Source organism: Lacrimispora sp. 38-1 (genome assembly GCF_049890855.1).
Lineage (GTDB): Bacteria > Bacillota > Clostridia > Lachnospirales > Lachnospiraceae > Lacrimispora.
The window spans coordinates 55,668-78,287 of sequence record NZ_JBANEW010000043.1; the positions used below are offsets into that span (position 1 = coordinate 55,668).

Sequence of the window (22,620 nt, forward strand, 5' to 3'; positions counted from 1 at the left end):
TGTGAAAATCAAGATAAGATACGAACATGTAAAACGCATGCGATATTAGTATTTATTTTTAGAAAGGTAAAAGGAGAAGAGATATGTTTAGTTTTGCATCAAAACACAATGATTTAAAAGAATCTCTTACATGGGGCGAGCGCATTGGGTACGGGATTGGCAATTATGGTATGGCATGGGTAAACGCATTGATGTCAGGGTTCTTTATGATTTATCTGACTAATGTAGCAATGGTAGATATTGGTGTAGCAGGAACACTTATAGCTTTGTCAAAGGTGTTTGACGGGATCAGTGATCTGATTATGGGGCGAATTGTTGACCGCACAAAATCAAAACATGGAAAAGCCAGGATCTGGCTTGTAAGAATGTGTATTCCAATGGCACTTTCATTACTGTTGTTGTTCTGCATTCCGGCTGATTGGCCGGCAATGGTTAAATATGTATATATTTTTATTATGTATAACCTGGTAAATGCAGTATTTTATACCTCCATGTATGTTCCGTATGCTTCTATGAACTACTTAATGACAAGGAATAATTATGATCGTGGTTTATTAGGTAATATGAATCAGATTTTCATGACATTGGCCAATATTACAATGAATACATTCTTAATCAAATGGTTAACAAAATTTGGTGACGGAGATATGTATACACAAAAAGCATGGACAATTACATTTTCAATTATAGGAGTTATTATCATTGCAGCAAGCGTAATTGCTTTCTTTGGAACAAAAGAAAGAGCTTCAGAAGTAGAGAAGAAAGAAGAAAAAGATAAAGTATCTGCGATGGTTGCAGTAAAAGCGTTATTTAAGAATAAATACTGGATTCTTATGACATTATGCATGTTCCTTATCTTTTTTGTTATTGTTATGTACGCAGTAGCAGCAGCGTTTTATGCGCAGTATGTACTTGGAGAGATTGCTCTTTATGGACCAATTAACAATGCAATCTCTGTTGCACAGTTTGCAATTATGTTCCTGACACCATTCTTTATGAAGAAATTTGGAAAACACAGAACATACCAGGTCGGGCTTTTTGCTATGATAATTGGATTTGCCGGAACCGGACTTGTAGGAACAAACCTTCCTATGTTAATTCTTTTCAATGCAATCAAGGGGATTGGCCTTGGAGCAGCTGGCGGTATGGCATTTGGTATGGTATCGGATACAATTGAGTATGGAGAATACAAATCAGGGGTTCTTGCAGTAGGTATGGGAAATGCCGGTATCACAACAGCTCAGAAATTAGGTTTGGGATTAGGTCAGGCAGTTCTTGGATGGATCCTTTCGGGTGTACATTTTGATCCATCACAGCCAGTACAGGCGGCTTCAGCTCAGACTGCAATCAGTTTCTGCTATAACTGGATTCCGGTTATTTGTATCGGGGCATGTTCTGTACTGATGTTATTCTATCACTTAGACAAAGAACTTCCAGCCCTTCGTAAAGAAAATGGAGCTGAATGGACGGAAGAAGAAATATAACAAAGAAGAGATAATCGATTACAAACAGACGGTTGACCGCGGCGAGAAATCGTCGCGGTCAACCAACGTTAGGAGGATGAAAACAAAATGAAGGTATCAGATTTAAAAATCAACAATATGAAGAATCCGGTTGGATATCTGATGGAACGGCTTAGCTGCTCATGGAAAGTGACAGAAACAAAGGCGAAAGATCAGAAGAATGTCATAATTGAAGTATCACTAGATGAAGATTTTGAGAATATCTGTTTTGTAAAAGAAGGGGCATTGCTCTGTCAGACGGGCGAGGTTTTAGAACTTTCACTTGAACCATATACCAGATATTATACTCGTGTTACTGTAACTACAGATTTGGATGAGACAAATACGAGTGGAGTCTCTTATTTTGAGACTGCAAAACAAGACGAAGACTGGATTGGTAAATGGATTACAACCAAAGATGATGATCGATTCCATCCTACGTTTTCAAAATCTTTTTCATTGAAAAAAACAAAAAACATAAAATCAGCCAGGCTTTATATTTCCGGTTTGGGATTGTTTTCAGCTTTGTTAAATGGACAGAAAGTTGGACAAGAAGTTCTCACTCCTTATTACAGCAATTATCATGATGAAGTTCAGTATTTGACCTATGATATTACCGGGAATCTAAAAGAAGAAAACAAACTGGACGTTTCGCTTGGAAACGGCTGGTATAAAGGCCGTTTCGGGCTTAGAGAGCGAAAAGAAAATTTTGGAAGCAAATTCCTTATGATTGCCGAGGTCCGTGTGGTATATGAAGACGGAACGGTCGAAACAATCGGTACAGATGAAAGCTGGTTTTACAAAGGTTCTGATACACAGGCCAGTGATATTTATGATGGGGAAATTATCAACCATTTATTGTGGGAGGGGAAAGAAAACAGTAGTGAAACAGCAGTTTTTACTTCGGCAGAAGGAACGCTTGTTGCCAGATACTCTCTTCCGGTTTTAGAGATGGAAGAACTCGCAGTAAAAGAGGTCATTCATACACCAGCAGGGGAGACTGTGCTTGATTTCGGACAGAACTTTGCGGGTTATGTTGCGTTTATATGCAGACAGCCAAAAGGAACAGAAATTATACTTGATTTCGGAGAAATCCTGCAGCACGATAATTTCTACAATGAAAATTACCGTTCAGCAAAATCGCAGTTTACCTATATTTCAGATGGAAAAGAAAGAATTGTGAAACCTCAGTTTACGTTCTTTGGTTTCCGTTATGTAAGAGTAACCGGGTGGGAAGGCGAACTAAAAGCAGAGGCCTTTACAGGGAAAGTTCTTTATTCACAGATGGAGATAACCGGACATATTGAAACAGACCACAAGGGAGTCAATCAATTATTTTCCAACACAATGTGGGGACAGAAATCAAACTCCATTGACTTTCCGACAGACTGTCCGCAAAGAGATGAACGGCTTGGCTGGACGGGAGATGCGCAGGTGTTTTCCGGTACAGCAAGTTATAATATGGATACGGCTGCATTTTATAATAAGTTCATTCATGATCTTCGGACAGAACAGAAGAAATTAGATGGCATTCTGCCTGGGGTGATTCCGGTGTTTGAACCGAATGCTGCAATCTTTTCCAGTATCTGGGGAGATATCGCGACCTTTCTTCCAACCGTCCTCTATGAGCACTTTGGTGATAAGTCCGCGTTAAAAGTATACTATCCAATGATGAAAGACTGGGTTGATAAGATTACAAAGGAAGATAAAAAAAGAGGTCAGAAATATTTATTTGATTATGGCAATCAGCTTGGTGACTGGCTGGCACTTGACGGGCGGACAGAGCAGAGCATGAAAGGAGGAACCGATGACTATTATATTGCCTCCTGCTATTATGCAATGTCTGTTGCAAAGACTGCCGATGCGGCCAGGATATTGGGATATACAGAGGATGAGGCGATTTACCGTGATTTGCATGAAAATATCAGTAAGGCAGTCATCAAAGAATACTTTTCAGTGACAGGAAGACTTTGCATCGATACACAAACCGGTTATATTGTTGCTCTTTACAGTGGGATTTATAAAGATAAAAACAAAATTATTGAAGGTTTGAAAAGCAGATTATACAAAGACTGTTACAAGATTAAAGGTGGATTTGTTGGAGCGCCAATCATGTGCCGTGTGATGGCAGAAAATGGATTAGAAGAGGAAGCGTTTTATTTTCTGCTCCAGGAGGGCTATCCGGGCTGGATGCACTGCATCAATCTGGGAGCAACTACAATCTGGGAAAGATGGAATTCCGTACTTGACAATGGGCTCATAAGTGGTGTCTTGATGAATTCGTTAAACCACTATTCATTCGGGTCAATCGTAGAATACTTATACCGCGATGTTGCAGGTCTTAAGGCAATAGAACCGGGTTTTAAGAAGGTATTGATCACACCTCTTATGAACCAGAAGCTTAAGTTTATGAATACCAGCTATGAGTCTCCATATGGAACCTATCGCGTTGAGTGGGAAATTAAGAAAGAAGGAAATGTACATGTACACGTAGAAGTTCCATTTGGCTGTAGTGCCGTAATTGGCTTACCATTTTATGAAGGGGAGGTAGATGAAGTGACGGCTGGAACATATGAATATGATTATAAGCCTGCCACAGATCTACGCTTGCTATATACAAGAAAAACACTTTTTAAAGATATGATGCAGAATCCGAAAGCGCTGGAAGTGATTGACCGTATATCACCGCTCTTACAGCATTTCCTCGGAAGCGGAGATGAAGAATTTTTAAATGAAAGTCTTGCGACCTTAGAGGGAATGTCATTTCTTGGTTTCTCTCCTGACATGATTGAAAATCTGGCGATGGAATTAACAAAATTAGCTGAGGAGTAAAAATGACAGATTACTATAAAACAGAAAAAATAAATGAGAATATGACGGCTATTTTTAGCCGCAGCGGCGAGATTATGTATTTGATTGAAGGCACAGACCGTGCTGCGCTGGTTGATACCTGTCTTGGAGTTAAAGGTTTAAGAAAATTAGTAGAAGAACTTACCCAGAAACCGATTACTGTTCTTCTGACACATGGTCACTTAGATCATGCGCTTGGGGCACCGGAATTTGATGATGTGTATATGAATTCGAAAGACAACGAAGTATATAAACAACATAGTCCATTAGCAGAAAGAAAAGGTTATATCGCAGCAAATATCGGGGGCATGGAAGAATGGCTGCAAAATGATGATAATTTTGTGCCGGTAACAGATCCGGATTTTAAGGAGTTATGGGATGGCGCAATATTTGACCTTGGCGGTATTACAGTAGAAGTATATGAACTTGCCGGACACACAAAAGGTACCATGGTTCTTTTGATTGCGGAAAAAGAAATACTGATTACCGGTGATGCATGTAATACAGCAACTTTCCTTTTTGATGATAACTCTTTGACGGTAGATGAATACCGTAAAAATTTATTACGAGTAGAGAATTTAATTGCAGGACGTTATGAACGATGCTATTTCATGCATCATGAAATGGTGGCATCAAGAAATCTGCTTGAAAATGTGATTGCGGTATGTGATGATATCTTGATTGGAAATACAGACAATCAGGAATTTCCGTTCAGAGGAACGGTCAATTATGTTGCAAAAGCAGCGGACCGTCAGTTTAAACGGGCAGATGGCGGCGAAGGCAATGTTATATTTAATAAAAAGAAAATTTTCAGGGAAGGCTAGACTATGAATTATTTATCGATAGATGTGGGAGGCACATTTACAAAATATGCAATCATAACAGAGGAGTGCAGGATTGTTGAAAAGAATAAATCTCCGACTGTGACAGAGCCATTGGAAGATTTTATAGCCTCTCTGGTTAATATTTATAAAAAGTATGAAGGACATGTGGAGGGAATTGCCCTCAGCATGGCTGGAATCATTGACAGTGAGACGGGGTTTATGTATACTGGTGGAAATTTAACTTGTATAACGAACTTAAATATCGTTGAGGTTTTAGAAAAGCGTTGTGGTATTCATGTAACCGTAGAGAATGATGCCAAATGTGCAGCACTGGCAGAGGTTTGGAAAGGTTCACTGATGGATTGCAATGATGCGGTTGTCATCGTATGTGGAACTGGAGTTGGCGGCGCAATTATTCACGATCGAAAAGTTCTGAGAGGAATTCATAATATGACTGGGGAGTTCAGTTATATTATGACAGAAGCAGAGCCTGAGTATTCTTTGGACCACACACTTGCGGGAAATACCGGAATTAGAAGTTTGATTAAGTTTGTATCAAGTCATACAGGGGTCACAGAAGATGAATTAGATGGAGAAAAAGCATTTTCAATGGCGAACTGCGGAGATGAAAAGGCACTTGCCGGCATTCGTGAATATGTTAGGCATCTTGCGATACAGATTAATAATTATCAGTTTATTTTAGACCCTGAAAAGATTGTCATTGGTGGAGGAATCAGCGTACAGCCGTTATTCTTACAGATGATTAGAGAGGAAATAAAGAAAATTAATGCAGTTTATCCATGGGATCTTCCAATCCCAGATGTGGAAGTCTGTAAATTCTTTAACGATGCGAATTTAATTGGCTCTGTTTATGTACATATCAAATCGAAAGAACGTAAGATTGATGTGGATAAGCTGAATGAATTGCTGGATCTGGTGAAAGACAGAAGAGAAGGGCAGTATTTGATGGAATTGTTAGGACAATAAAAGGATTGTCCAGAGCATTACAGGGCTAATTTCATAAATGTTTTAAATATCATCACCACCCCCCACTGCCTTCCTGCAGAGGGGGGTGTTACTTTGTGAACAGTAAAAATACAAATTAATAAAACTCAAACAAAACAGAAACAATAAAGAAATAATGAATGATTATTATATGCACAACAAAGGAAAAAATCATAGCTCAATGGAGGAATATTCATATGAAAGCAGCAGGAAAAAATATTGTAGTAACCGGTGGTGGAAATGGTGTGGGAAGAGAGCTGGTTCTGCAGCTTCTTGAACAGGGAGCAACTGTTTTTGCAGCAGATATTAATCTGTCTGCATTGAATGAAACTTTAAGAATTTCAGGAAATAATAAAAAGCTATTTATCTATGCAGTTGATATATCTGATAAGGAAGCCGTCAATGCATTTGCAGAAAAGGTAATTGAACAGCATAAAAAAGTTGATGGAATCATTAATAATGCGGGAATCATACAGCCGTTTATTTGTCTGAATGAATTGGAGATGGATCGTATTGAAAGGGTAATGAATATTAATTACTATGGGACGCTATATATGGTAAAGGCATTTTTGCCTTATCTGCTGAAACGTCCGGAAGCACATATTGTAAATGTATCCAGTATGGGAGGTTTTTTACCTGTGCCGGGACAAAGTGTCTACGGAGCTTCGAAAGCAGCGGTTAAACTACTATCCGAGGGGCTTTCCTCAGAACTGGCTGATACAAATGTAAAGGTTTCAGTTGTGATTCCTGGTGGTATTGCTACAGATATAAAAAAGAATTCTGATATAGCATATAGCGTATCCACCGAAAGCAGTAAATCAAATATGGTACTGACGCCGAAAAAGGCAGCAGAACTCATTATTAAAGCCATGGAAAAAAAGAAACTGCGTTCCTACATCGGAAAAGATTGTATGACAATGAACCTGCTATATAAGCTGAATTCAACATTTGCCATGAAAATGATTATTAAAGTTATGAGTGCAAATAAGCATTGATTACAAATATAAAAGGCAGGAACACAGGAGGAAAAGACAATATGAAGAATATATGTGTAATTACAGGCGGTGGCAGTGGAATGGGACTTGCAACTGCCAAATGGATGGGGAAGGACCATTCCGTTATTATCTGTGGAAGAAGCGTAAATAAGCTGGAAAATGCAGTTTCAGAGTTGCAGGCAGAAGGAATTGAAGCAGAAGCCTATGCCTGTGATGTATCAGATTATAATAGTGTAGTACAATTAGCTAACCATGCAAAAGAAAAAGGAAAGGTTTCAGCAGTCATTCATGCAGCTGGTATGTCACCTCATATGGGAGATGCACAAAAAATAATGGAAGCAAATGCTTTAGGGACAATTAATGTTAATAATGCATTTTACGGGGTATTGGAGGAAGGTTCCTGCATTATCGATGTGTCTTCTATGTCTGCCTATTTAACTCCGAAGATTATTATGCCTGTAGGTTTGTATAAATATAGTGTTATCAATCCGGAGCTTTTTATGAAAAAAATGATGAAGCGCATAAACCTGTTTCCTGAGAAAGTAAGATCCGGTGTTTCCTATGGCGTTTCAAAGCATTTTGTGATTTGGTTTGCAAAGCAGGATGCAGCAAGATTTGGAGAAAAGGGAGTAAGAGTTCTTTCTGTCTCCCCTGGGAACTTTGAAACACCGATGGGAGAATTGGAAAAAGAAGAAGCAGATGCATATTCAAAGTATTGTGCAATTAAAAGATTTGGACATGTGGATGAAATTGCAAGTCTTTTTGCATACTGTGCAGGGAAAGATGCAGGTTATCTGACAGGAGTTGATATCCTGTGTGATGGTGGGCTTGTAGCTTCTGGTGTTAATCCGCTTAAAAGACATTAATTTTAGAAAATAGTGAAGTCTTAAGGGGAATAGGCATAGCCAATGACAGGGTGGATAGGAGAGAAAACAGTGATTCACATATTAATAGTAGAGGACGATGCAGATTTAAATAAGATAGTTTGTACGTATTTAAATGACAGTGGTTTTCAGACCAAAGGCTGTCTGAATGTAAACGATGCCTATGACGAAATGTATAATAACATATATGAATTGATAATTTCTGATATTATGATGCCGGTAATTGACGGATTTGAATTTGCTAGAACGGTACGTCAGATTAACCCGACAATCCCTATTCTGTTTATGTCAGCAAAGGATGATCTTCCCTCTAAGCAGAAGGGATTTCAACTTGGCATCGATGATTATATGGTAAAGCCGATCGAATTGGCTGAATTGCTGCTTCGTGTACGGGCACTCCTTCGCCGTGCAAATATGGAAAAGGATAGGAAACTAACAATAGGAAATCTTACTCTTGATGCAGATGCTGTGAGTGCTGCAATAAATGAGGAAGAAATACCAGTAACGACAAGAGAATTTAATATTATATATAAATTGCTTTCCCACCCAAAAAAAACATTTTCAAGGGTGCAGCTTATGGATGAATTCTGGGGAATTGACACTGATACGAGCCTGCGTGCGGTAGATGTTTATGTGACAAAGCTAAGAGATAAGTTTTCGGATTGTGATGGATTTGAAATTGTGACAGTAAGAGGAATTGGATACAAGGCGGTGTTGTTATGAAAAAGAATGAAAAGAAGGCATTTAAAAGAAGGCAGCTAATTAATAGGATATTTATATTTATTCCGGCCTTATTCTTTTTTGCTTTTATTACGACCGTTCAATTCTTTATTTTGGGTAATTATCTGGATTACAAAAATATAACAAAGGTTCATATTACTATGATTATTTTGTTCTGGCTACTATGCTCGTTTGTTTTTACCTATGTCACATACCGTCAGATTAACCAATGGTATGATAAACCAATGAAGGCTTTTGCAAAAGCGACAAATCGGGTAGCAAACGGAGATTTTTCCGTGTATGTGGAACCATTACATTCTGCGGATAAGATGGACTATCTGGACTATATGTTTCTTGATTTTAATAAGATGGTAGATGAGCTTGGCAGTATTGAAACATTGAAAACGGATTTTATCTCCAATGTATCCCATGAGATAAAAACGCCCATTGCAGTGATACAGAATTATGCGGAATACCTGCAAAAGGGGAATATTACAGAAAACCAGAGAATCGAATATGCGAAAACTATTGAAGATACTTCTAAACGTCTGGCTAATCTGATTACTAATATTTTGAAATTGAATAAGCTTGAGAACCAAAGGATAAAGCCGGAAGTACAGAGGTATGATATCTGCCGGCAGCTTAGCGAATGTGCCCTCCAATTTGAGAAAATATGGGAAAATAAGAATATAGAATTTGAGGCAGATCTGGAAGACCGGGCAATCATATATGCTGATAAAAGTCTTATGGAATTAGTCTGGAATAATCTGATATCCAATGCGTTAAAGTTTACGCAAAGCGGTGGGAAGGTCACATTAAAACAGACTTCCACAGAAGACTCTATTATTGTAGCTGTTTGTGATACAGGCTGTGGAATGAGTGAAAATACCATTAAACATATTTTTGATAAATTTTACCAGGGGGATTCCTCCCATTCGAAAGAAGGAAATGGATTGGGGCTTGCGCTGACCTTAAGGATATTGGAATTGCATGATAGCACAATAGATGTAATCAGTATGCCAGATCAAGGAACAACTTTTAAGGCTACGATACCAGTCATTATTTCGGAGTATATGAAAGAGGAAAGTGATGATGGAAGCTATATTTATGAATGAAAATAAAAAAGAAGGTCATAAATTTGGGGGGTACGAATATAAGCAGGTGGTTACAAATTCAAATAAGGTTTCGTTCCTTATAGACGGATATAAGAATTTTGGCTGGACAGTAGATGAAAATATAAGTTCTGATGTATCTGCTAATATATCCAATACTCGTGCAAATGTTATACTGCGGTTAAAGAGAAACCGGAAGATTATGAATAGGATGGAACTTACAAGGCTCCAGAAAAACTTTGAATTTTGTTTAAAGGATATAGATCATCTTGAAAGATCGAAAACATCAGAAGCCACCATGTATGCGCTTATTACAGGAATTGTCGGATCAGCATTCATGGCAGGTTCTGTTTTTGCGGTTACGGCGGAACCACCCAGAATTGCGCTTTGTATCATTATGGCGATTCCTGCCGCTGCAGGATGGATATTTCCATATTTTATATATAATTATATTTTAAGTAAAAGAACAGAAAAGGTCAATTTATTAATTGAAGAAAAGCAGGATGAGATTTTTGAAATTTGCGAGAGAGGCAATAAGCTATTACATTAACAAAGCGCAAATTTATTTCAGGTAAATAAATTAATATCAATATTTTATCATGGAATAATAGACCTTATTGAAACAGAGGGGAGGAATCATGGACTATAGATTGTGGGATGTTCTGGATATTTTATCAGAAACAGAATATAGGACTTCAAAGTATATTGGGGAAGTATTGGGGATTAGTGAAAAAACAGTCAGAACAAGAATAAAGGAATTAGAAGAAGAAATCTCTGCTTACGGAGCAATAATCATATCAAAACCCAGATACGGATATTGCCTGGAAATAACAGAACTGGATTTTTGGGAAGAGTATAAACGCAAAAGGTATGAAGATAACTCAGCAGTCCCTGTTGACTCGAATGAACGGATTGAATATATGCTGGCTTTATTGCTTAGCCGGACAGAATACATGAAAATAGAGGAATTGTGCGAATTTTTGTATGTGTCCGGCAAGACTTTATCAAATGAATTGAGGCACGTGGAATATATTCTGGAATGTTTCGAACTGAAACTATGGCGTAAGCCTTATTATGGTATTCGGGTGGAGGGAAAAGAATTTAATAAGCGATGCTGCATACTTCAAAATTTTTATCTTTCTCAAAGGACATTCTGGGGAATATTGGTAAAGCGGGAAGAAGAAACTGCTGCTATAGCAGGAATTCTGTTGGAATTAGCAGAAGAATACGAGATTCGATTTACAGAGACAGCATTTCAGAATACGGTACTTTACGTCTACTTAAGCATTTCAAGAATGAAGAAAGGCTTATTTATTACAGATGTAATTTTGCCGGAGTCAGCAGGTGATGTGGAGTATGAGGTGAAAATCTCAAAAAAAATATACGAGATGTTAAAACCTTCAGAACTGACCATCCCTGAAACCGAGATTTACTTTACCGGAGTATTTATTGCCGGGAAACGAATATTGGAGATAGAAAAAAATTATACAGCAAATGTGGTTGCCTCAGAGAAGATAGACTGCTTGATTTCCAAAATCCTGGAGGAAATATTTCTCACTTATAATATTGAACTAAGGGATGATTTGAATCTGAGGATTATGCTGATACAGCACCTGATTCCCATGGAGATTCGCCTGAAATATGGAATACCGATGGAAAATGTACAGGTAAAAGGAGTGAAGGAAAAATATATACTGGCTTATTCTATGGGGCAGCTTGCATCGATCCTGTTGTCTGAGTATTATCAAAAAGTGATTCAGGAGGATGAAATCTCTTGTATTGCCATGTATTTTGCTATGGCTCTGGAAGAAAAGAAAATGCAGCAAAAACGTAAAAACAATATTCTGCTTGTATGTATCAGTGGCAAAGCCAGTTCCCGGATGCTGATGTACCGATTCCAGAAAGAATTTGGCGATTATATTAATTCTCTGAAGATATGTGGGATGCATGAACTGGAACGAGTGGATTTCAAGCAAATAGATTTTATTTTTACTACTGTCCCCATCTATAAAAAAGTATCAGTGCCCATTATGGAAATCCATGATTTTCTGGAGAGCAGCGAAATCATGTCAATCAAGCGGTTTCTTCAGGTAGGGGATATGCAGTTTTTGAATAAATTTTACAGGAAAGAACTTTTTTTCTCCAACGTGCCGGGGAGCAGCCGGGAAGAAGTCATACATGAAATATGCGTCAGGATGTCCCGTGTAACAGAACTTCCTGAAGGATTTGAGGAATCCGTTCTGCAGAGAGAGGCATTTGGTCCTACGGATTTTGGAAATTTAACAGCCATCCCCCATCCGTGCAGAATTATGACAAAAGAAACTCTGGTTGCGGTGGCAGTACTGCAAGATGAAATTAAATGGTCCTCTCATATGGTGCGGGTTGTAGTTTTGACTTCCTTAAAAGAAGAAAAGGATGAGGATACTCAGAAGTTTTATGAAATTACAGCAAAATTTCTTTCTGACAGGGAAGCGGTGAGGAGTCTGATAGAGGCCCCGGATTTTGATGGTTTCGAGAAAAAAATTACCGCATTGAAACGGTAAATGGTGAGGTGGAGGTTATACGCTGTTTTATTTATTATTATGATGTAACAAGCAGGAACTGCATCATAATAGATTTGGAGGGAAGGTTCAATGAGGAATATTGTATTACTATGTAATATGGGAATGTCCACCAGCCTGATGGTAAATAAAATGAAAGCGGCAGCAAAAGAAGACGGGTATGAATGCGAGATATCAGCTTATGCGTTACAGCAGGCAGAGGAAATTGTTACAATTGCGGATATTCTGTTGATTGGCCCTCAGATTGCTTTTGAAATTCCACGTCTAAAGGAAATTTATCCGGACAAGAAAATCGAAGCAATTGAAATGATGGACTATGGGAGGATGGACGGAAAGAAGGTATTACATCATGTAAAGGAAGTTCTTGGTGATTGAGGGGAGGAAAAATCATGCCAGATAAAAAGAATGCGTTTACACAAACATTCCAGATGAAATTAAGCCGTTTTGCTTCTGCTATGGGCAATAATATTTATATAGTAGCTATTCGGGATGCCATGCTGGCTTATGTTCCGTTTACATTTATAGCATCCATTTTCCTGATTTTGGCGTTCTTTCCATTGGAAGGATTCAACCAGCTGGTATCGTCGGTTCTCCGCTGTGAAGCTGCTGTATGGCAGGGGAAGCTTTTATATGTATATAATTCAAGCATTGCAATTGGCGGTCTGTTGGTGGCTATTACCATTTCCCATTCCATTGCAGGTAAGATGAAGCTTAACCAGCTTCAGGTGACTCTTACTGCTTTAGTAAATTATCTGATTCTGACACCTAATGTCATGTCAGATGCAGGCAATGCAATTTCACTGACTTCTGTCAGTGCACAGGCAATGTTCTGTGCAATTTTAACCGGATTGTTCACAGCTAAAATTTATCAGATCATAGATAGAAAAGGTATTAAAATTAAGATGCCGGAATCTGTACCACCAGCGGTATCGGCGCCTTTTGAATCCCTGATTCCATCCCTGATCGCAATTATCATATTCTGGGCACTCAGACTGATTACGGATGCATTGGGGACAGATGCAGTATCCATGATTAATAATACACTTGGCCTGCCGCTTGTTATAGTTGGCGGTTCCGTATTTGGTGTGGCATTTGCTAAAATATTTGAACAGCTTCTGTGGTTTTTTGGTCTGCATGGCGGTTCCATTGTATCGGGGGTTATGACCCCTATCCTGCAGGTATTGGAGGATCAGAACAAAAATCTTTCCATGGCAGGAGATCTGCCGGTTAATATTATCAGTAATAGCTTTTTTACTCATTTTGCAGGGATCGGAGTGGTTGGCGGCGTAATTGCAGCTCTGATTATAGCCAGAAGCCGACAGTATCGGGAAATTTCAAAAATTGCTATTGTTCCTTATTTTTTTGGTGTGGGAGAACCGGCTCTGTTTGGGTTCCCAATGATGCTGAATTTTGATCTGGTTGTTCCATTCCTGCTCTCCAACGCGGTATCAGCTATTGTTGCGTACATAGCATTTGCAGTTGGATTAGTACCAATTACGACCGGTCTGGTCCAGCTTCCGTGGACGACACCAATCATTATAAGTGGTTTCCTGGTAACGGGAAGTATACGAGGCGCTATTTTACAATTAGTTCTATTAGTATTAGTAACTTTAATATGGATGCCATTCATTAAAATAGCGGATAAGAAAAATCTGGATTTGGAGAGGGAAGTTTAATTAGAATTGACATTTAAAAGACGTACAGAAGGAGCTTGATAAAATGAGTGAGGAAAATGTTACAAAGATATTGCAAATGATCAGCGCAGCGGGCACGTCAAGAACAAAATATGTGGAGGCTATCAGAGCTTCTAAGTTATCTGATTATGATAAAGCAGAGGCTTTAATGAGAGAAGGAGGAGAATGTTTTAAAATAGCACATGAGGTGCATTCCGAATTTCTTACCTCAGCTTCAGCAGATCTGGCTGCGACAGGTTGCAATGCGGATATCAATTTAATTCTTATTCATGGGGAAGATCAGATGATGTGTGCGGAGACATTCCGTCTGGTAGCTGAGGAACTGATTGATGTGTATAAAAACATGAGAAGTCAGGGATAACAGTATGATTGAATATGCAAATTGGATTTGGACTGGTGAATGGGGACTTGAATTTGACAGGGTCCCCACTGCAGTCCTTTTTCGTAAAAGAATTCACCTGGATACGAATGTTGAATCCGCAGTGATCAGGATATCCGCTGATTCAAGGTATAAACTTTACATTAATGGGAGGTTTGTGGAAGCGGGGCCAAGCAAAGGCGATGCTCAAATATGGTTTTATGATGAGATATCCATTGGCCAATATTTGAAAAAAGGGCAGAATGTATTGGCGGTAATTGTGCTGCGTTTTCCAATAAAACCAACAGAAGGTAATCAAAGCATTATCTGCACCAATTTACCAGGTCTGTTTCTGCAGGGGAGTATTAGAGACAGCAGGGGAAAAGAGTATGTTATTTCTGCTGATGGTGATTGGAAATGCCGGATTGACAAAAGGACACGTTTCATTTCTGAGGCGGCTGGATTTGCGCGGCTGCATTTTTACGAACAGGTAAATGAAACTGAAGAAATGTGGAAATGGAAAGAAATTCAATATGATGAGAGCAGTTGGCAATCTGCGTGCCCTTATCCTAAGTCTCAAATTCGTGATGCAGTAAGCCCGGGGAATTTAAATCCGAGGACGATTCCCTTTATGAGAAGAAAAAAAGGACGATTCCAGAGTCTGATTGCACTGCGTCAATCCCAGTCATTAGAAAATGTGTGGAACCGGATGCTATCCGGAATGGGAGAGGTATATATTCCCCCTCATTCGGAAGATGTAGTGGAAATTGATGCAGGAGAAGAAATGACAGGTTACCTCCATCTTATACTGGAGCAGGGAAAAGGGGCTTTTATACGGTTGCTGCAAGCGGAATCCTATATCCAGCCGGACGCACCAAGACAGGGAAACATTCCATTAAAAACTGACAGGGCGGATGCGGTCAGAGGCGTATTGGAAGGCTATGTGGATGACTATTATCCAGTGGGGAGCGGAGATAAAGAGAATCCGGAGGAATATGAACCATTCTGGTTCAGGACGTTCCGTTTCATTCGGCTTTGTATTACCACCGGCGACGAACCTTTGATAATCAGGGATTTCTATTTTGAGGAGACGGGATATCCTCTGGATGTCAAGTCATGGGTCCAGACCTCAGATTCTACTCTGACAGATATATGGGATATCAGTGCCCGCACATTGAAACGCTGTATGCATGAGACGTATATGGATTGTCCTTTCTATGAGCAATTGCAGTATGCAATGGATTCTCGTTCTCAGATACTGTTTACTTATGCTGTCTCCATGGATGATAAACTGGCCAGAAAGTGTATGGATGATTTTAAACGGTCTCAAAGATATGATGGCCTGATATGCAGTGCATATCCCAATACCAGGCCAAATGTAATTCCTGGTTTCTCAATTTTTTATATCTGTATGCTTTATGATCATATGATGTATTTTGGAGATAAGGAGTTGATCCGGTATCATATGCCTTCCGTGGAGCAGGTACTTTATTTTTATGAAGTAAACAGAACAATAAATGGCTGTGTTGGGAAAATCGGAGGTATTTACCATCAGGAAAAATTCTGGTCGTTCATTGATTGGGCACCCGAATGGAAGGCAGGTGTGCCAAATGCAGCAGAATCCGGTGCGCTTACCATGGAGAGTCTTTTATACTTGATGGGGCTTATGAAAGCGGCAGAGTTGGCTGAATATATTGGGAAAACAGAGCTGAGAGATGAGTATAAGCAGATTGCTGAGTCTGTGCGGCAGGCGATTCGGGATTTCTGTATGAGTCCGGAAGGGTGGATCCAGGATGGACCCGGTTATCCAGAATACAGCCAGCACTGCCAGGTGTTTGGAATCCTTACAGGGGTTCTGGATGCGGAAACAGGACGGAGTAATATCTTGGAGACATTAAAAAACCGTCAATCATATGCCCAGTGCACAGTTTCAATGGCATTTTATTTGTTCCGTGCTCTGGAGATAGTGGGGCTGTACGAGGAAACAGAAAAATGCTGGGATATATGGAGATATATGATTGCCAGCCACATGACCACGGTTGCCGAATCAGACGAGTATCCGCGAAGTGAATGCCATGCATGGGGAGCACTGGCACTTTATGAGTTACCTGCAATCGTGCTTGGTGTTCGTCCGGCAGCAGCTGGTTTCGAAAAGATCTTAATCCGCCCGGTTCCTGGAAATCTTATGTGGGCGAGAGGAGAGGTTGTCACTCCCAAAGGCACGATATATGTGGGGTGGGAGCGGGAGAAAACAAAAAAAATGCAGATTACAGTTACAGCAGAGGAAGCCGTAATGCCATTTATTGTGAAAGATAGTGGAATAAAATATATTTCAGGGAATGGCGCATGTAGAAATGGTGATATTGATGTCACGCAAAGATAAATAAATTATCCCATATGGCTTAAAATCAAAGGTTTTCAGATTGTCGGTAATAATAACCGACTTCTGGAAACCTTTGATTTTTAATCCGATTAAGAAACATAATTAATAAAACTGAAACAATTTATAAACAAATTTTAAATAAGGAAAATACATACTAGGTTGGTAAAACAGATTAAAATATATCAGTGAGAGGATATTAAACTTATGGTAAAACAAGAAAAGGTAAAATCAAAAAGGGTAAAGAAGAGTATTCGTAACCAGATTATCGCAACCGCTTTGTGTCCTCTGGTTATTATGTCGACGGCTGTTTCTATTTTATCATTAAAAGGATATGATCCAATGTTGGTTGCTAATACAATTGCTGCTATATTGTTTGTTGGTACCGCTCAGTTGCTTTATGTTGCACATGGTATTGTAAAGCCTATTCGAAAAGCAGAAGAGTACTTAATGCAGATAGCAGACGGAAATCTGGATATAATGATTGATAAAAAAATGGAGAACCGGCAGGATGAGATTGGATTTATGGCGCAAGCATTGAATGCTTTGAGCGTTAAACTGAAAAACTCCATATTTAACATTAAAGATGTTTCTGAAAAGCTGGTCAATTCAGAGAAGGTACTTGAACAGATGGTTGGGGATGTAAATGAAGTTACCGGACATATTAAATTATCTGCACAGAGCGTATCGCATGATGCAAAAAAACAGAATGGCGATATGAATGAGGCCTCTATACATATAAATGAGATAAGTGACCTGATTGGGAATATTGCAAGAAGTGTTCAGCATTTGGAAGAAACATCAGGCAGAATGAAAGAAGATGGGAATTGGTCGATTGGACTAATGGTAGATCTTGATGAATCAAACCAAAGAACAAATTATGCGATTGAGCGGATTAATAAACAGGTACATTTAACGTATGATGCTTCTGTCCAGATTAATACAGTAATTCAGATGATAACAACGATTGCAAAGCAGACCTTGATGCTTGCACTGAATGCCAGTATAGAGGCGGCAAGAGCAGGCGAACATGGCAGGGGCTTTTCCGTTGTTGCACAAGAAATTGGTAAGCTGGCAACCCAGTCCAGTGAATCAGCAAAGAAGATTGATGAAATCATTGGGAATCTTTCATCTGAATCTGGAAAAATGCTGCAAATCATGGATGAAGTATTGGCAGATGTAGAAAAACAAAAAGAAAAGCTGGTGGAAACGCAAATTCATTTTGGAAAAGTAAATGATGGAATTGAAGAGTCATTGAAGGAAATAGTGGAAATAGGAGAACAGACTCAAATCTGTGATGTTGCAAAAGATAAGATTACAAAGCATATCGAAGCATTAAAGAATATATCAGAAGAAAATGTATATGCCACAGAACAGGTGCAAAACTCTGTATACGGATTAAACCAAAATATCAGTGAAATTGAATCAACAGCAGAATTGTTAAAAGATTATGCTAATACGCTGGAAAATCAGGTACAGTATTTTTCCGTAAAATAAATAAAATTCCTATTACATATATGTAACTTCTAAACTGACTGCGAAAGAACTATGGCTGCTGCTTCAGAAAATGTGATATTCTGTAAATGAAAAGATTGGGAATATAAGCTGAGCAGCTTTAAAGAGAGGATTGCAAAGTATTAAAAGATATATTATATACAATTACATAGAAAAAAGCACGAGGGAAGGGATTCTGTAGTGGAATCCTTTCCTTTTTGTTTTTCCCAGATTGAGCCAGCTCTTACGAGTACGGAAAACAGGGAGAATTATTATAAAAAAATATTTTGCGAAGGAGAAAACAAAATGAAAGTAATGGTATTGTAGCCGGAAGACATAACGGTAATTCAGAAATCTTAGTGAAAGAGGCATTATCAGCATGTGAAGCAGAAGGTGCAGAATGTACACTGATCAATCTTATTGATTATAATATTCTTCCATGCACCGGCTGTGAATTCTGTACTATGAGAATGGGTGATGTAGGAATGGGGAAGGCCGATACGTATGAAGGCTGTGTATTAAAGAATAAAGATGATATGGGTTTGATTAAGTTTGTATCAAATCATACAGGCTCACAGAGGCTGAATTAGATGGAGAAAAGGCATTTTCGATGGCGAACTGCGGAGATGAAAAGGCACTTGCCGGAATTCGTGAATATGTCAGGCATCTTGCGATACAGATTAATAATTATAAGTTTATTCTAGATCCGGAAAAGATTGTCATTGGTGGCGGAATCAGCGTACAGCCGTTATTCTTACAGATGATTAAAGAGGAAATAAAGAAAATTAATACAGTTTATCCATGGGATCTTCCAATCGCAGATGTGGAAGTCTGTAAATTCTTTAACGATGCGAATTTAATCGGGGCTGTATATGTACATATCAAATTCAAAGAACGTAAGATTGATGTGGATAAGTTAAATGAATTTCTGGATCTGGTGAAAGACAGAAGAGAAGGGCAGTATTTGATGGAACTGTTACTCTGATGGACAGCAATTTCTGAAATTGACATAATATTAACATATTTACGTATACCTTTATAATTGATATAATATTTTATGTAAATGCTGTTTCCTACCATTAAATCTTTATTTATTATAACAAAATTATTTATTTGCATATTGAAACTTCAGGAGCAATCTGGTTTGACAGAACTTATCTCAGATTCTCATTATAAAGAGCCTATATAAAGCCTGAGATAAAATAGAGAAAAATTTAGGGAGGAATTATGAAAGAAAATTATTTTGCTGATTATCACGTACATTCCTATTATAGCGACGATTCAGACTGTCTGATGGAAAATATGATAAAGCGCGGGATTAACCTTGGTTTAAATGAGATCGCATTTACAGAGCATGTGGATTACGGGGTTAAAACAGACTTAAATTGCGATTATAAAGCATATTTTACAGAAATTGAAAAAATGAAAGAAAAGTATGGTAAAGATATTATCATAAAAGCAGGTATAGAATTTGGAGTACAAAAGCATACATTACTGCAGTTTGAGAGAGACTATGATACTTATCAATTTGATTTTATTATTTTAAGTAATCACCAGATCGACAATAAAGAATTCTGGAATTATGAATATCAGGAAGGAAAACCGCAGGAAGAATATCAGAAAAACTACTATCAGGCTATCCTGGATGTGGTGAAAAATTATAAAAAGTATTCAGTCCTTGGTCATTTGGATATGATTAAACGCTATGACAAATATGGTGATTTTCCAGATGAAAAAATAATGGAATATGTGGAACTGATTTTAAGACAGGTAATAGCTGATGGTAAAGGCATAGAATTAAATACTTCAAGTTTTAAGTACGGGTTAAAAGACTTAATGCCTTCTAAAAATATATTAAATAAGTACTTTGAATTAGGTGGAACTATTCTTACAATAGGATCAGATACACATGAGACGGAACATCTTGGTGATCATATTGAAGAAGTCAAAGATGTCTTAAAGGAAATTGGATTTAAACAATTCTGTACCTTTGAAAAAATGCAGCCAATTTTTCATCAATTGTAGAAGGAGAAGAAATCATGAACCAGAGAGAACGAATGTTAGCAGGATTACCATATAAAGCATGGCTGGATGGATTAGAGGAAGAAAGATTTGCGTGTAAGCAGAAAATTTATGATTTTAATCAACTTTCACCGAAATTGAATGAATCAGTACCTGAAATGTTAAAAAAGATTATAGGTAAGACTGGAGAAAACATATGGATTGAAGCGCCATTTCATTGTGATTATGGATGGAATATAGAAGTAGGGGAGAATTTCTTCGCGAATTATAATCTGACCATTCTGGATGTGGCCAAAGTTACAATAGGAAAAAATGCCCAGATTGCTCCTAATGTATCAATTTATACAGCAGGACACCCAATACATCCGGATACGAGGAATACAGGTTATGAGTATGGTATTCCAATTACTATTGGAGATAATGTCTGGATCGGAGGTAATGTTGTAATTCTTCCTGGTGTTACAATAGGGAATAATGTAGTTATCGGTGCAGGGAGCGTAGTGGCTAAGGATATACCAGACAATAAAATTGCAATGGGCAACCCATGTAAAATAGTGAGAGAAATTACAGAAGAAGACAGAACATATTATTTCAAAAAAAATGAATTTGATGTACCGATAGAATAGTTTCTGTAGATATTAACTATGGAAGAATTAAAATTCGAAACCTGTAGACATTTAAACATTTACACTTGTAGAAATTGAAAAGCTATAGTATAATAGAAAAAGAACATACGTTTGATTAAGGCGAAAGAGTTAATATGAGATAACATTCGTATAATGACATTTTAAAATATGATTGGAGTGAGATATGGAATTTAAACAAGTTATTGATAAAAGAAGAACTATTAGAGAATTTTCAAATGAAATAGTCCCTAATGGAATAATAATTGAATCTCTTGAAGCAGGACTTAAGGCACCGAGTTATAACCATTTAAAACAATGGGATTTTATTATGGTAAGGGACTCCAAGATAAGATTAGCCTTAACTCAGACCGAAGAAATGGTCGAAGAACTGTCTTCAGATTTATTACAGGCATTTGAAAACCATGATAGTTTAGCAAAAGCAATGTATCTGGATGCTATTCCAAAACAGAAGCGAATGATCTTAACTGCACCGGAACTATTGGTAGTAGTTTATAAGCCAAAGACACTTGTAAAAGACAGTAATAGAATCTATGACTTGAATTGTCTGGCGTCGGTATGGTGCTGTATTGAGAATATATTATTAAGCTTGGCTGAGCATGAAGTTCTAGGTGTTACATTCATTCCTAAGAATACTGATAAAGTAAAAGACATACTGGCTGTACCAGATGAATTAGAAGTGGCGGCAATAATTCCCTTTGGTTATAAAGCTGAAGATAGTAAAATTATAGAGCAAAAAGAAATAGATTTAAAAACAAGAATACATATTAATGTCTGGTAAGGCACGTAAATTTATAATTAGAGCATATGTAGAAAATTATGTTATATGGGAATGATTTATTAATGAGATTGTAGAACAGCATATCAGAATGTGGCAGAAAATGAATTGCCGCTGGCAGAAAGTCTGAAAGACACCATTGCACGGGTTATTCCCTAATTTGAGAAGCAGAAACCAGGGGAAGAAAATTGTTTGAAAATACGAGGTTTACAAGATGGAAAAGCTGCAGAAATAGATTCCAATAAACGGAAGACATTAAAATAATTACCGATGAAATATGGTCGGAACGGCTCTTAATTAACTTAATTTCTGCCGTTCTGGCCTTTTCTTTATCTATAAATATTGTTTTGATAAACATTTATCTGGGAAATGGGGTATATTAAAGTTTAAGATAAAATGAAGGGAGAATTTATCCATGAACAAATTTATTTTCACTGATTATTTTCATGATCCTCAGGGAAAAATCGCTAAGCGGATGCTTTTCAAAAGCGATAATGTAATTGCGTTTATTCTAAACATCGCAAAAGGGGAAATACTGCCAGGACATACACATCTGGAATCAACTCTTTTACTGCAGGTTATGGAGGGGGACGCCAAGGTTGTCACGAATGGCAATGAAACTCCGCTGCAGGCGGGGGAGCTGATGCAGGTTGACGGACAGGAAAGCTTGCAGGTTATAAACATCGGCGAAAACGTCTTGCGCCTTTACGTTACAATTTCCCCAATGGGTTCAGAGGCATTTGCAGCAGATGCAAATGTATAACCTATCTTATCTAAAACCCTCAGTACGCTGAGGG

General features: G+C 38.1%; 21 protein-coding genes. All 21 read left to right on the top strand.

The window, feature by feature from the left end; translation table 11 throughout:
* The first annotated feature begins 83 nt into the window (after nucleotides 1-83).
* The 21 genes from V7D18_RS08585 (at nucleotide 84) to V7D18_RS08685 (ending at nucleotide 22,586) form a co-directional block, all read left to right on the top strand.
* A complete protein-coding gene (locus tag V7D18_RS08585; protein WP_426153376.1) occupies nucleotides 84-1,484 on the top strand; it encodes an MFS transporter in 1,401 nt (466 codons plus the stop codon).
* A gap of 87 nt (nucleotides 1,485-1,571) precedes the next feature.
* Complete coding sequence (locus V7D18_RS08590) at nucleotides 1,572-4,334, top strand: family 78 glycoside hydrolase catalytic domain (RefSeq protein WP_426153378.1); 2,763 nt, start codon at nucleotides 1,572-1,574, stop codon at nucleotides 4,332-4,334.
* 2 nt (nucleotides 4,335-4,336) lie between these two features.
* Nucleotides 4,337-5,176 (top strand): MBL fold metallo-hydrolase, encoded by an 840-nt coding sequence (locus tag V7D18_RS08595; protein WP_426153380.1) that lies wholly within the window; start codon nucleotides 4,337-4,339, stop codon nucleotides 5,174-5,176.
* A gap of 3 nt (nucleotides 5,177-5,179) precedes the next feature.
* Nucleotides 5,180-6,163 carry an ROK family protein gene (locus V7D18_RS08600; RefSeq protein WP_426153382.1) on the top strand — a complete coding sequence of 328 codons (984 nt, stop codon included), beginning with the start codon at nucleotides 5,180-5,182 and terminating at the stop codon, nucleotides 6,161-6,163.
* Between the two features lie 215 nt (nucleotides 6,164-6,378).
* Nucleotides 6,379-7,176: an SDR family NAD(P)-dependent oxidoreductase gene (locus V7D18_RS08605; RefSeq protein WP_426153384.1), complete on the top strand. Its 798-nt coding sequence runs from the start codon at nucleotides 6,379-6,381 to the stop codon at nucleotides 7,174-7,176.
* 41 nt (nucleotides 7,177-7,217) lie between these two features.
* Nucleotides 7,218-8,042, top strand: coding sequence for an SDR family NAD(P)-dependent oxidoreductase (locus V7D18_RS08610; protein WP_426153386.1), 825 nt, complete (start codon nucleotides 7,218-7,220; stop codon nucleotides 8,040-8,042).
* 69 nt (nucleotides 8,043-8,111) lie between these two features.
* Nucleotides 8,112-8,783, top strand: a complete 672-nt coding sequence (locus tag V7D18_RS08615; RefSeq protein WP_426153388.1) for a response regulator transcription factor — start codon at nucleotides 8,112-8,114, stop codon at nucleotides 8,781-8,783.
* Nucleotides 8,780-9,895: a HAMP domain-containing sensor histidine kinase gene (locus V7D18_RS08620; protein ID WP_426153390.1), complete on the top strand. Its 1,116-nt coding sequence runs from the start codon at nucleotides 8,780-8,782 to the stop codon at nucleotides 9,893-9,895. Before V7D18_RS08615 ends, V7D18_RS08620 begins: the two co-directional genes overlap by 4 nt.
* A complete protein-coding gene (locus V7D18_RS08625; RefSeq protein ID WP_426153392.1) occupies nucleotides 9,888-10,442 on the top strand; it encodes a hypothetical protein in 555 nt (184 codons plus the stop codon). Before V7D18_RS08620 ends, V7D18_RS08625 begins: the two co-directional genes overlap by 8 nt.
* 88 nt (nucleotides 10,443-10,530) lie before the next feature.
* Nucleotides 10,531-12,435, top strand: coding sequence for a BglG family transcription antiterminator (locus V7D18_RS08630; protein WP_426153394.1), 1,905 nt, complete (start codon nucleotides 10,531-10,533; stop codon nucleotides 12,433-12,435).
* 90 nt (nucleotides 12,436-12,525) lie between these two features.
* Nucleotides 12,526-12,828, top strand: a complete 303-nt coding sequence (locus tag V7D18_RS08635; protein ID WP_426153396.1) for a PTS sugar transporter subunit IIB — start codon at nucleotides 12,526-12,528, stop codon at nucleotides 12,826-12,828.
* 14 nt (nucleotides 12,829-12,842) lie between these two features.
* Complete coding sequence (locus tag V7D18_RS08640; protein ID WP_426153398.1) at nucleotides 12,843-14,129, top strand: PTS sugar transporter subunit IIC; 1,287 nt, start codon at nucleotides 12,843-12,845, stop codon at nucleotides 14,127-14,129.
* 43 nt (nucleotides 14,130-14,172) lie between these two features.
* Nucleotides 14,173-14,508, top strand: a complete 336-nt coding sequence (locus V7D18_RS08645; RefSeq protein ID WP_426153400.1) for a PTS lactose/cellobiose transporter subunit IIA — start codon at nucleotides 14,173-14,175, stop codon at nucleotides 14,506-14,508.
* Between the two features lie 4 nt (nucleotides 14,509-14,512).
* Nucleotides 14,513-16,888, top strand: a complete 2,376-nt coding sequence (locus V7D18_RS08650) for an alpha-L-rhamnosidase C-terminal domain-containing protein (protein ID WP_426153402.1) — start codon at nucleotides 14,513-14,515, stop codon at nucleotides 16,886-16,888.
* 204 nt (nucleotides 16,889-17,092) lie between these two features.
* Nucleotides 17,093-18,382, top strand: coding sequence for a methyl-accepting chemotaxis protein (locus V7D18_RS08655; protein WP_426153404.1), 1,290 nt, complete (start codon nucleotides 17,093-17,095; stop codon nucleotides 18,380-18,382).
* 284 nt (nucleotides 18,383-18,666) lie between these two features.
* The gene (locus tag V7D18_RS08660) at nucleotides 18,667-18,969 is read left to right on the top strand and encodes a hypothetical protein (protein WP_426153406.1); all 303 of its coding nucleotides are present in this window, start codon (nucleotides 18,667-18,669) and stop codon (nucleotides 18,967-18,969) included.
* 20 nt (nucleotides 18,970-18,989) lie between these two features.
* Nucleotides 18,990-19,364 (top strand): ROK family protein, encoded by a 375-nt coding sequence (locus tag V7D18_RS08665; protein ID WP_426153408.1) that lies wholly within the window; start codon nucleotides 18,990-18,992, stop codon nucleotides 19,362-19,364.
* A 242-nt stretch (nucleotides 19,365-19,606) separates the two neighbouring features.
* A complete protein-coding gene (locus V7D18_RS08670; RefSeq protein WP_426153410.1) occupies nucleotides 19,607-20,404 on the top strand; it encodes a histidinol-phosphatase HisJ family protein in 798 nt (265 codons plus the stop codon).
* 14 nt (nucleotides 20,405-20,418) lie between these two features.
* Nucleotides 20,419-21,027: a sugar O-acetyltransferase gene (locus V7D18_RS08675; RefSeq protein WP_426153412.1), complete on the top strand. Its 609-nt coding sequence runs from the start codon at nucleotides 20,419-20,421 to the stop codon at nucleotides 21,025-21,027.
* Between the two features lie 184 nt (nucleotides 21,028-21,211).
* A complete protein-coding gene (locus V7D18_RS08680) occupies nucleotides 21,212-21,826 on the top strand; it encodes a nitroreductase family protein (RefSeq protein WP_426153414.1) in 615 nt (204 codons plus the stop codon).
* Nucleotides 21,827-22,238: 412 nt separating this feature from the next.
* Complete coding sequence (locus V7D18_RS08685; protein WP_117416824.1) at nucleotides 22,239-22,586, top strand: cupin domain-containing protein; 348 nt, start codon at nucleotides 22,239-22,241, stop codon at nucleotides 22,584-22,586.
* Nucleotides 22,587-22,620 lie beyond the last annotated feature (34 nt).

Bases quoted from the DNA above. Each gene is read 5' to 3' on its own strand.
- V7D18_RS08585 (WP_426153376.1), top strand. From the start codon at position 84: ATGTTTAGTTTTGCATCAAAACACAATGATTTAAAAGAATCTCTTACA.
- V7D18_RS08590 (WP_426153378.1), top strand. From the start codon at position 1,572: ATGAAGGTATCAGATTTAAAAATCAACAATATGAAGAATCCGGTTGGA.
- V7D18_RS08595 (WP_426153380.1), top strand. From the start codon at position 4,337: ATGACAGATTACTATAAAACAGAAAAAATAAATGAGAATATGACGGCT.
- V7D18_RS08600 (WP_426153382.1), top strand. From the start codon at position 5,180: ATGAATTATTTATCGATAGATGTGGGAGGCACATTTACAAAATATGCA.
- V7D18_RS08605 (WP_426153384.1), top strand. From the start codon at position 6,379: ATGAAAGCAGCAGGAAAAAATATTGTAGTAACCGGTGGTGGAAATGGT.
- V7D18_RS08610 (WP_426153386.1), top strand. From the start codon at position 7,218: ATGAAGAATATATGTGTAATTACAGGCGGTGGCAGTGGAATGGGACTT.
- V7D18_RS08620 (WP_426153390.1), top strand. From the start codon at position 8,780: ATGAAAAAGAATGAAAAGAAGGCATTTAAAAGAAGGCAGCTAATTAAT.
- V7D18_RS08625 (WP_426153392.1), top strand. From the start codon at position 9,888: ATGAATGAAAATAAAAAAGAAGGTCATAAATTTGGGGGGTACGAATAT.
- V7D18_RS08630 (WP_426153394.1), top strand. From the start codon at position 10,531: ATGGACTATAGATTGTGGGATGTTCTGGATATTTTATCAGAAACAGAA.
- V7D18_RS08635 (WP_426153396.1), top strand. From the start codon at position 12,526: ATGAGGAATATTGTATTACTATGTAATATGGGAATGTCCACCAGCCTG.
- V7D18_RS08640 (WP_426153398.1), top strand. From the start codon at position 12,843: ATGCCAGATAAAAAGAATGCGTTTACACAAACATTCCAGATGAAATTA.
- V7D18_RS08645 (WP_426153400.1), top strand. From the start codon at position 14,173: ATGAGTGAGGAAAATGTTACAAAGATATTGCAAATGATCAGCGCAGCG.
- V7D18_RS08650 (WP_426153402.1), top strand. From the start codon at position 14,513: ATGATTGAATATGCAAATTGGATTTGGACTGGTGAATGGGGACTTGAA.
- V7D18_RS08655 (WP_426153404.1), top strand. From the start codon at position 17,093: ATGGTAAAACAAGAAAAGGTAAAATCAAAAAGGGTAAAGAAGAGTATT.
- V7D18_RS08665 (WP_426153408.1), top strand. From the start codon at position 18,990: ATGGCGAACTGCGGAGATGAAAAGGCACTTGCCGGAATTCGTGAATAT.
- V7D18_RS08670 (WP_426153410.1), top strand. From the start codon at position 19,607: ATGAAAGAAAATTATTTTGCTGATTATCACGTACATTCCTATTATAGC.
- V7D18_RS08675 (WP_426153412.1), top strand. From the start codon at position 20,419: ATGAACCAGAGAGAACGAATGTTAGCAGGATTACCATATAAAGCATGG.
- V7D18_RS08680 (WP_426153414.1), top strand. From the start codon at position 21,212: ATGGAATTTAAACAAGTTATTGATAAAAGAAGAACTATTAGAGAATTT.
- V7D18_RS08685 (WP_117416824.1), top strand. From the start codon at position 22,239: ATGAACAAATTTATTTTCACTGATTATTTTCATGATCCTCAGGGAAAA.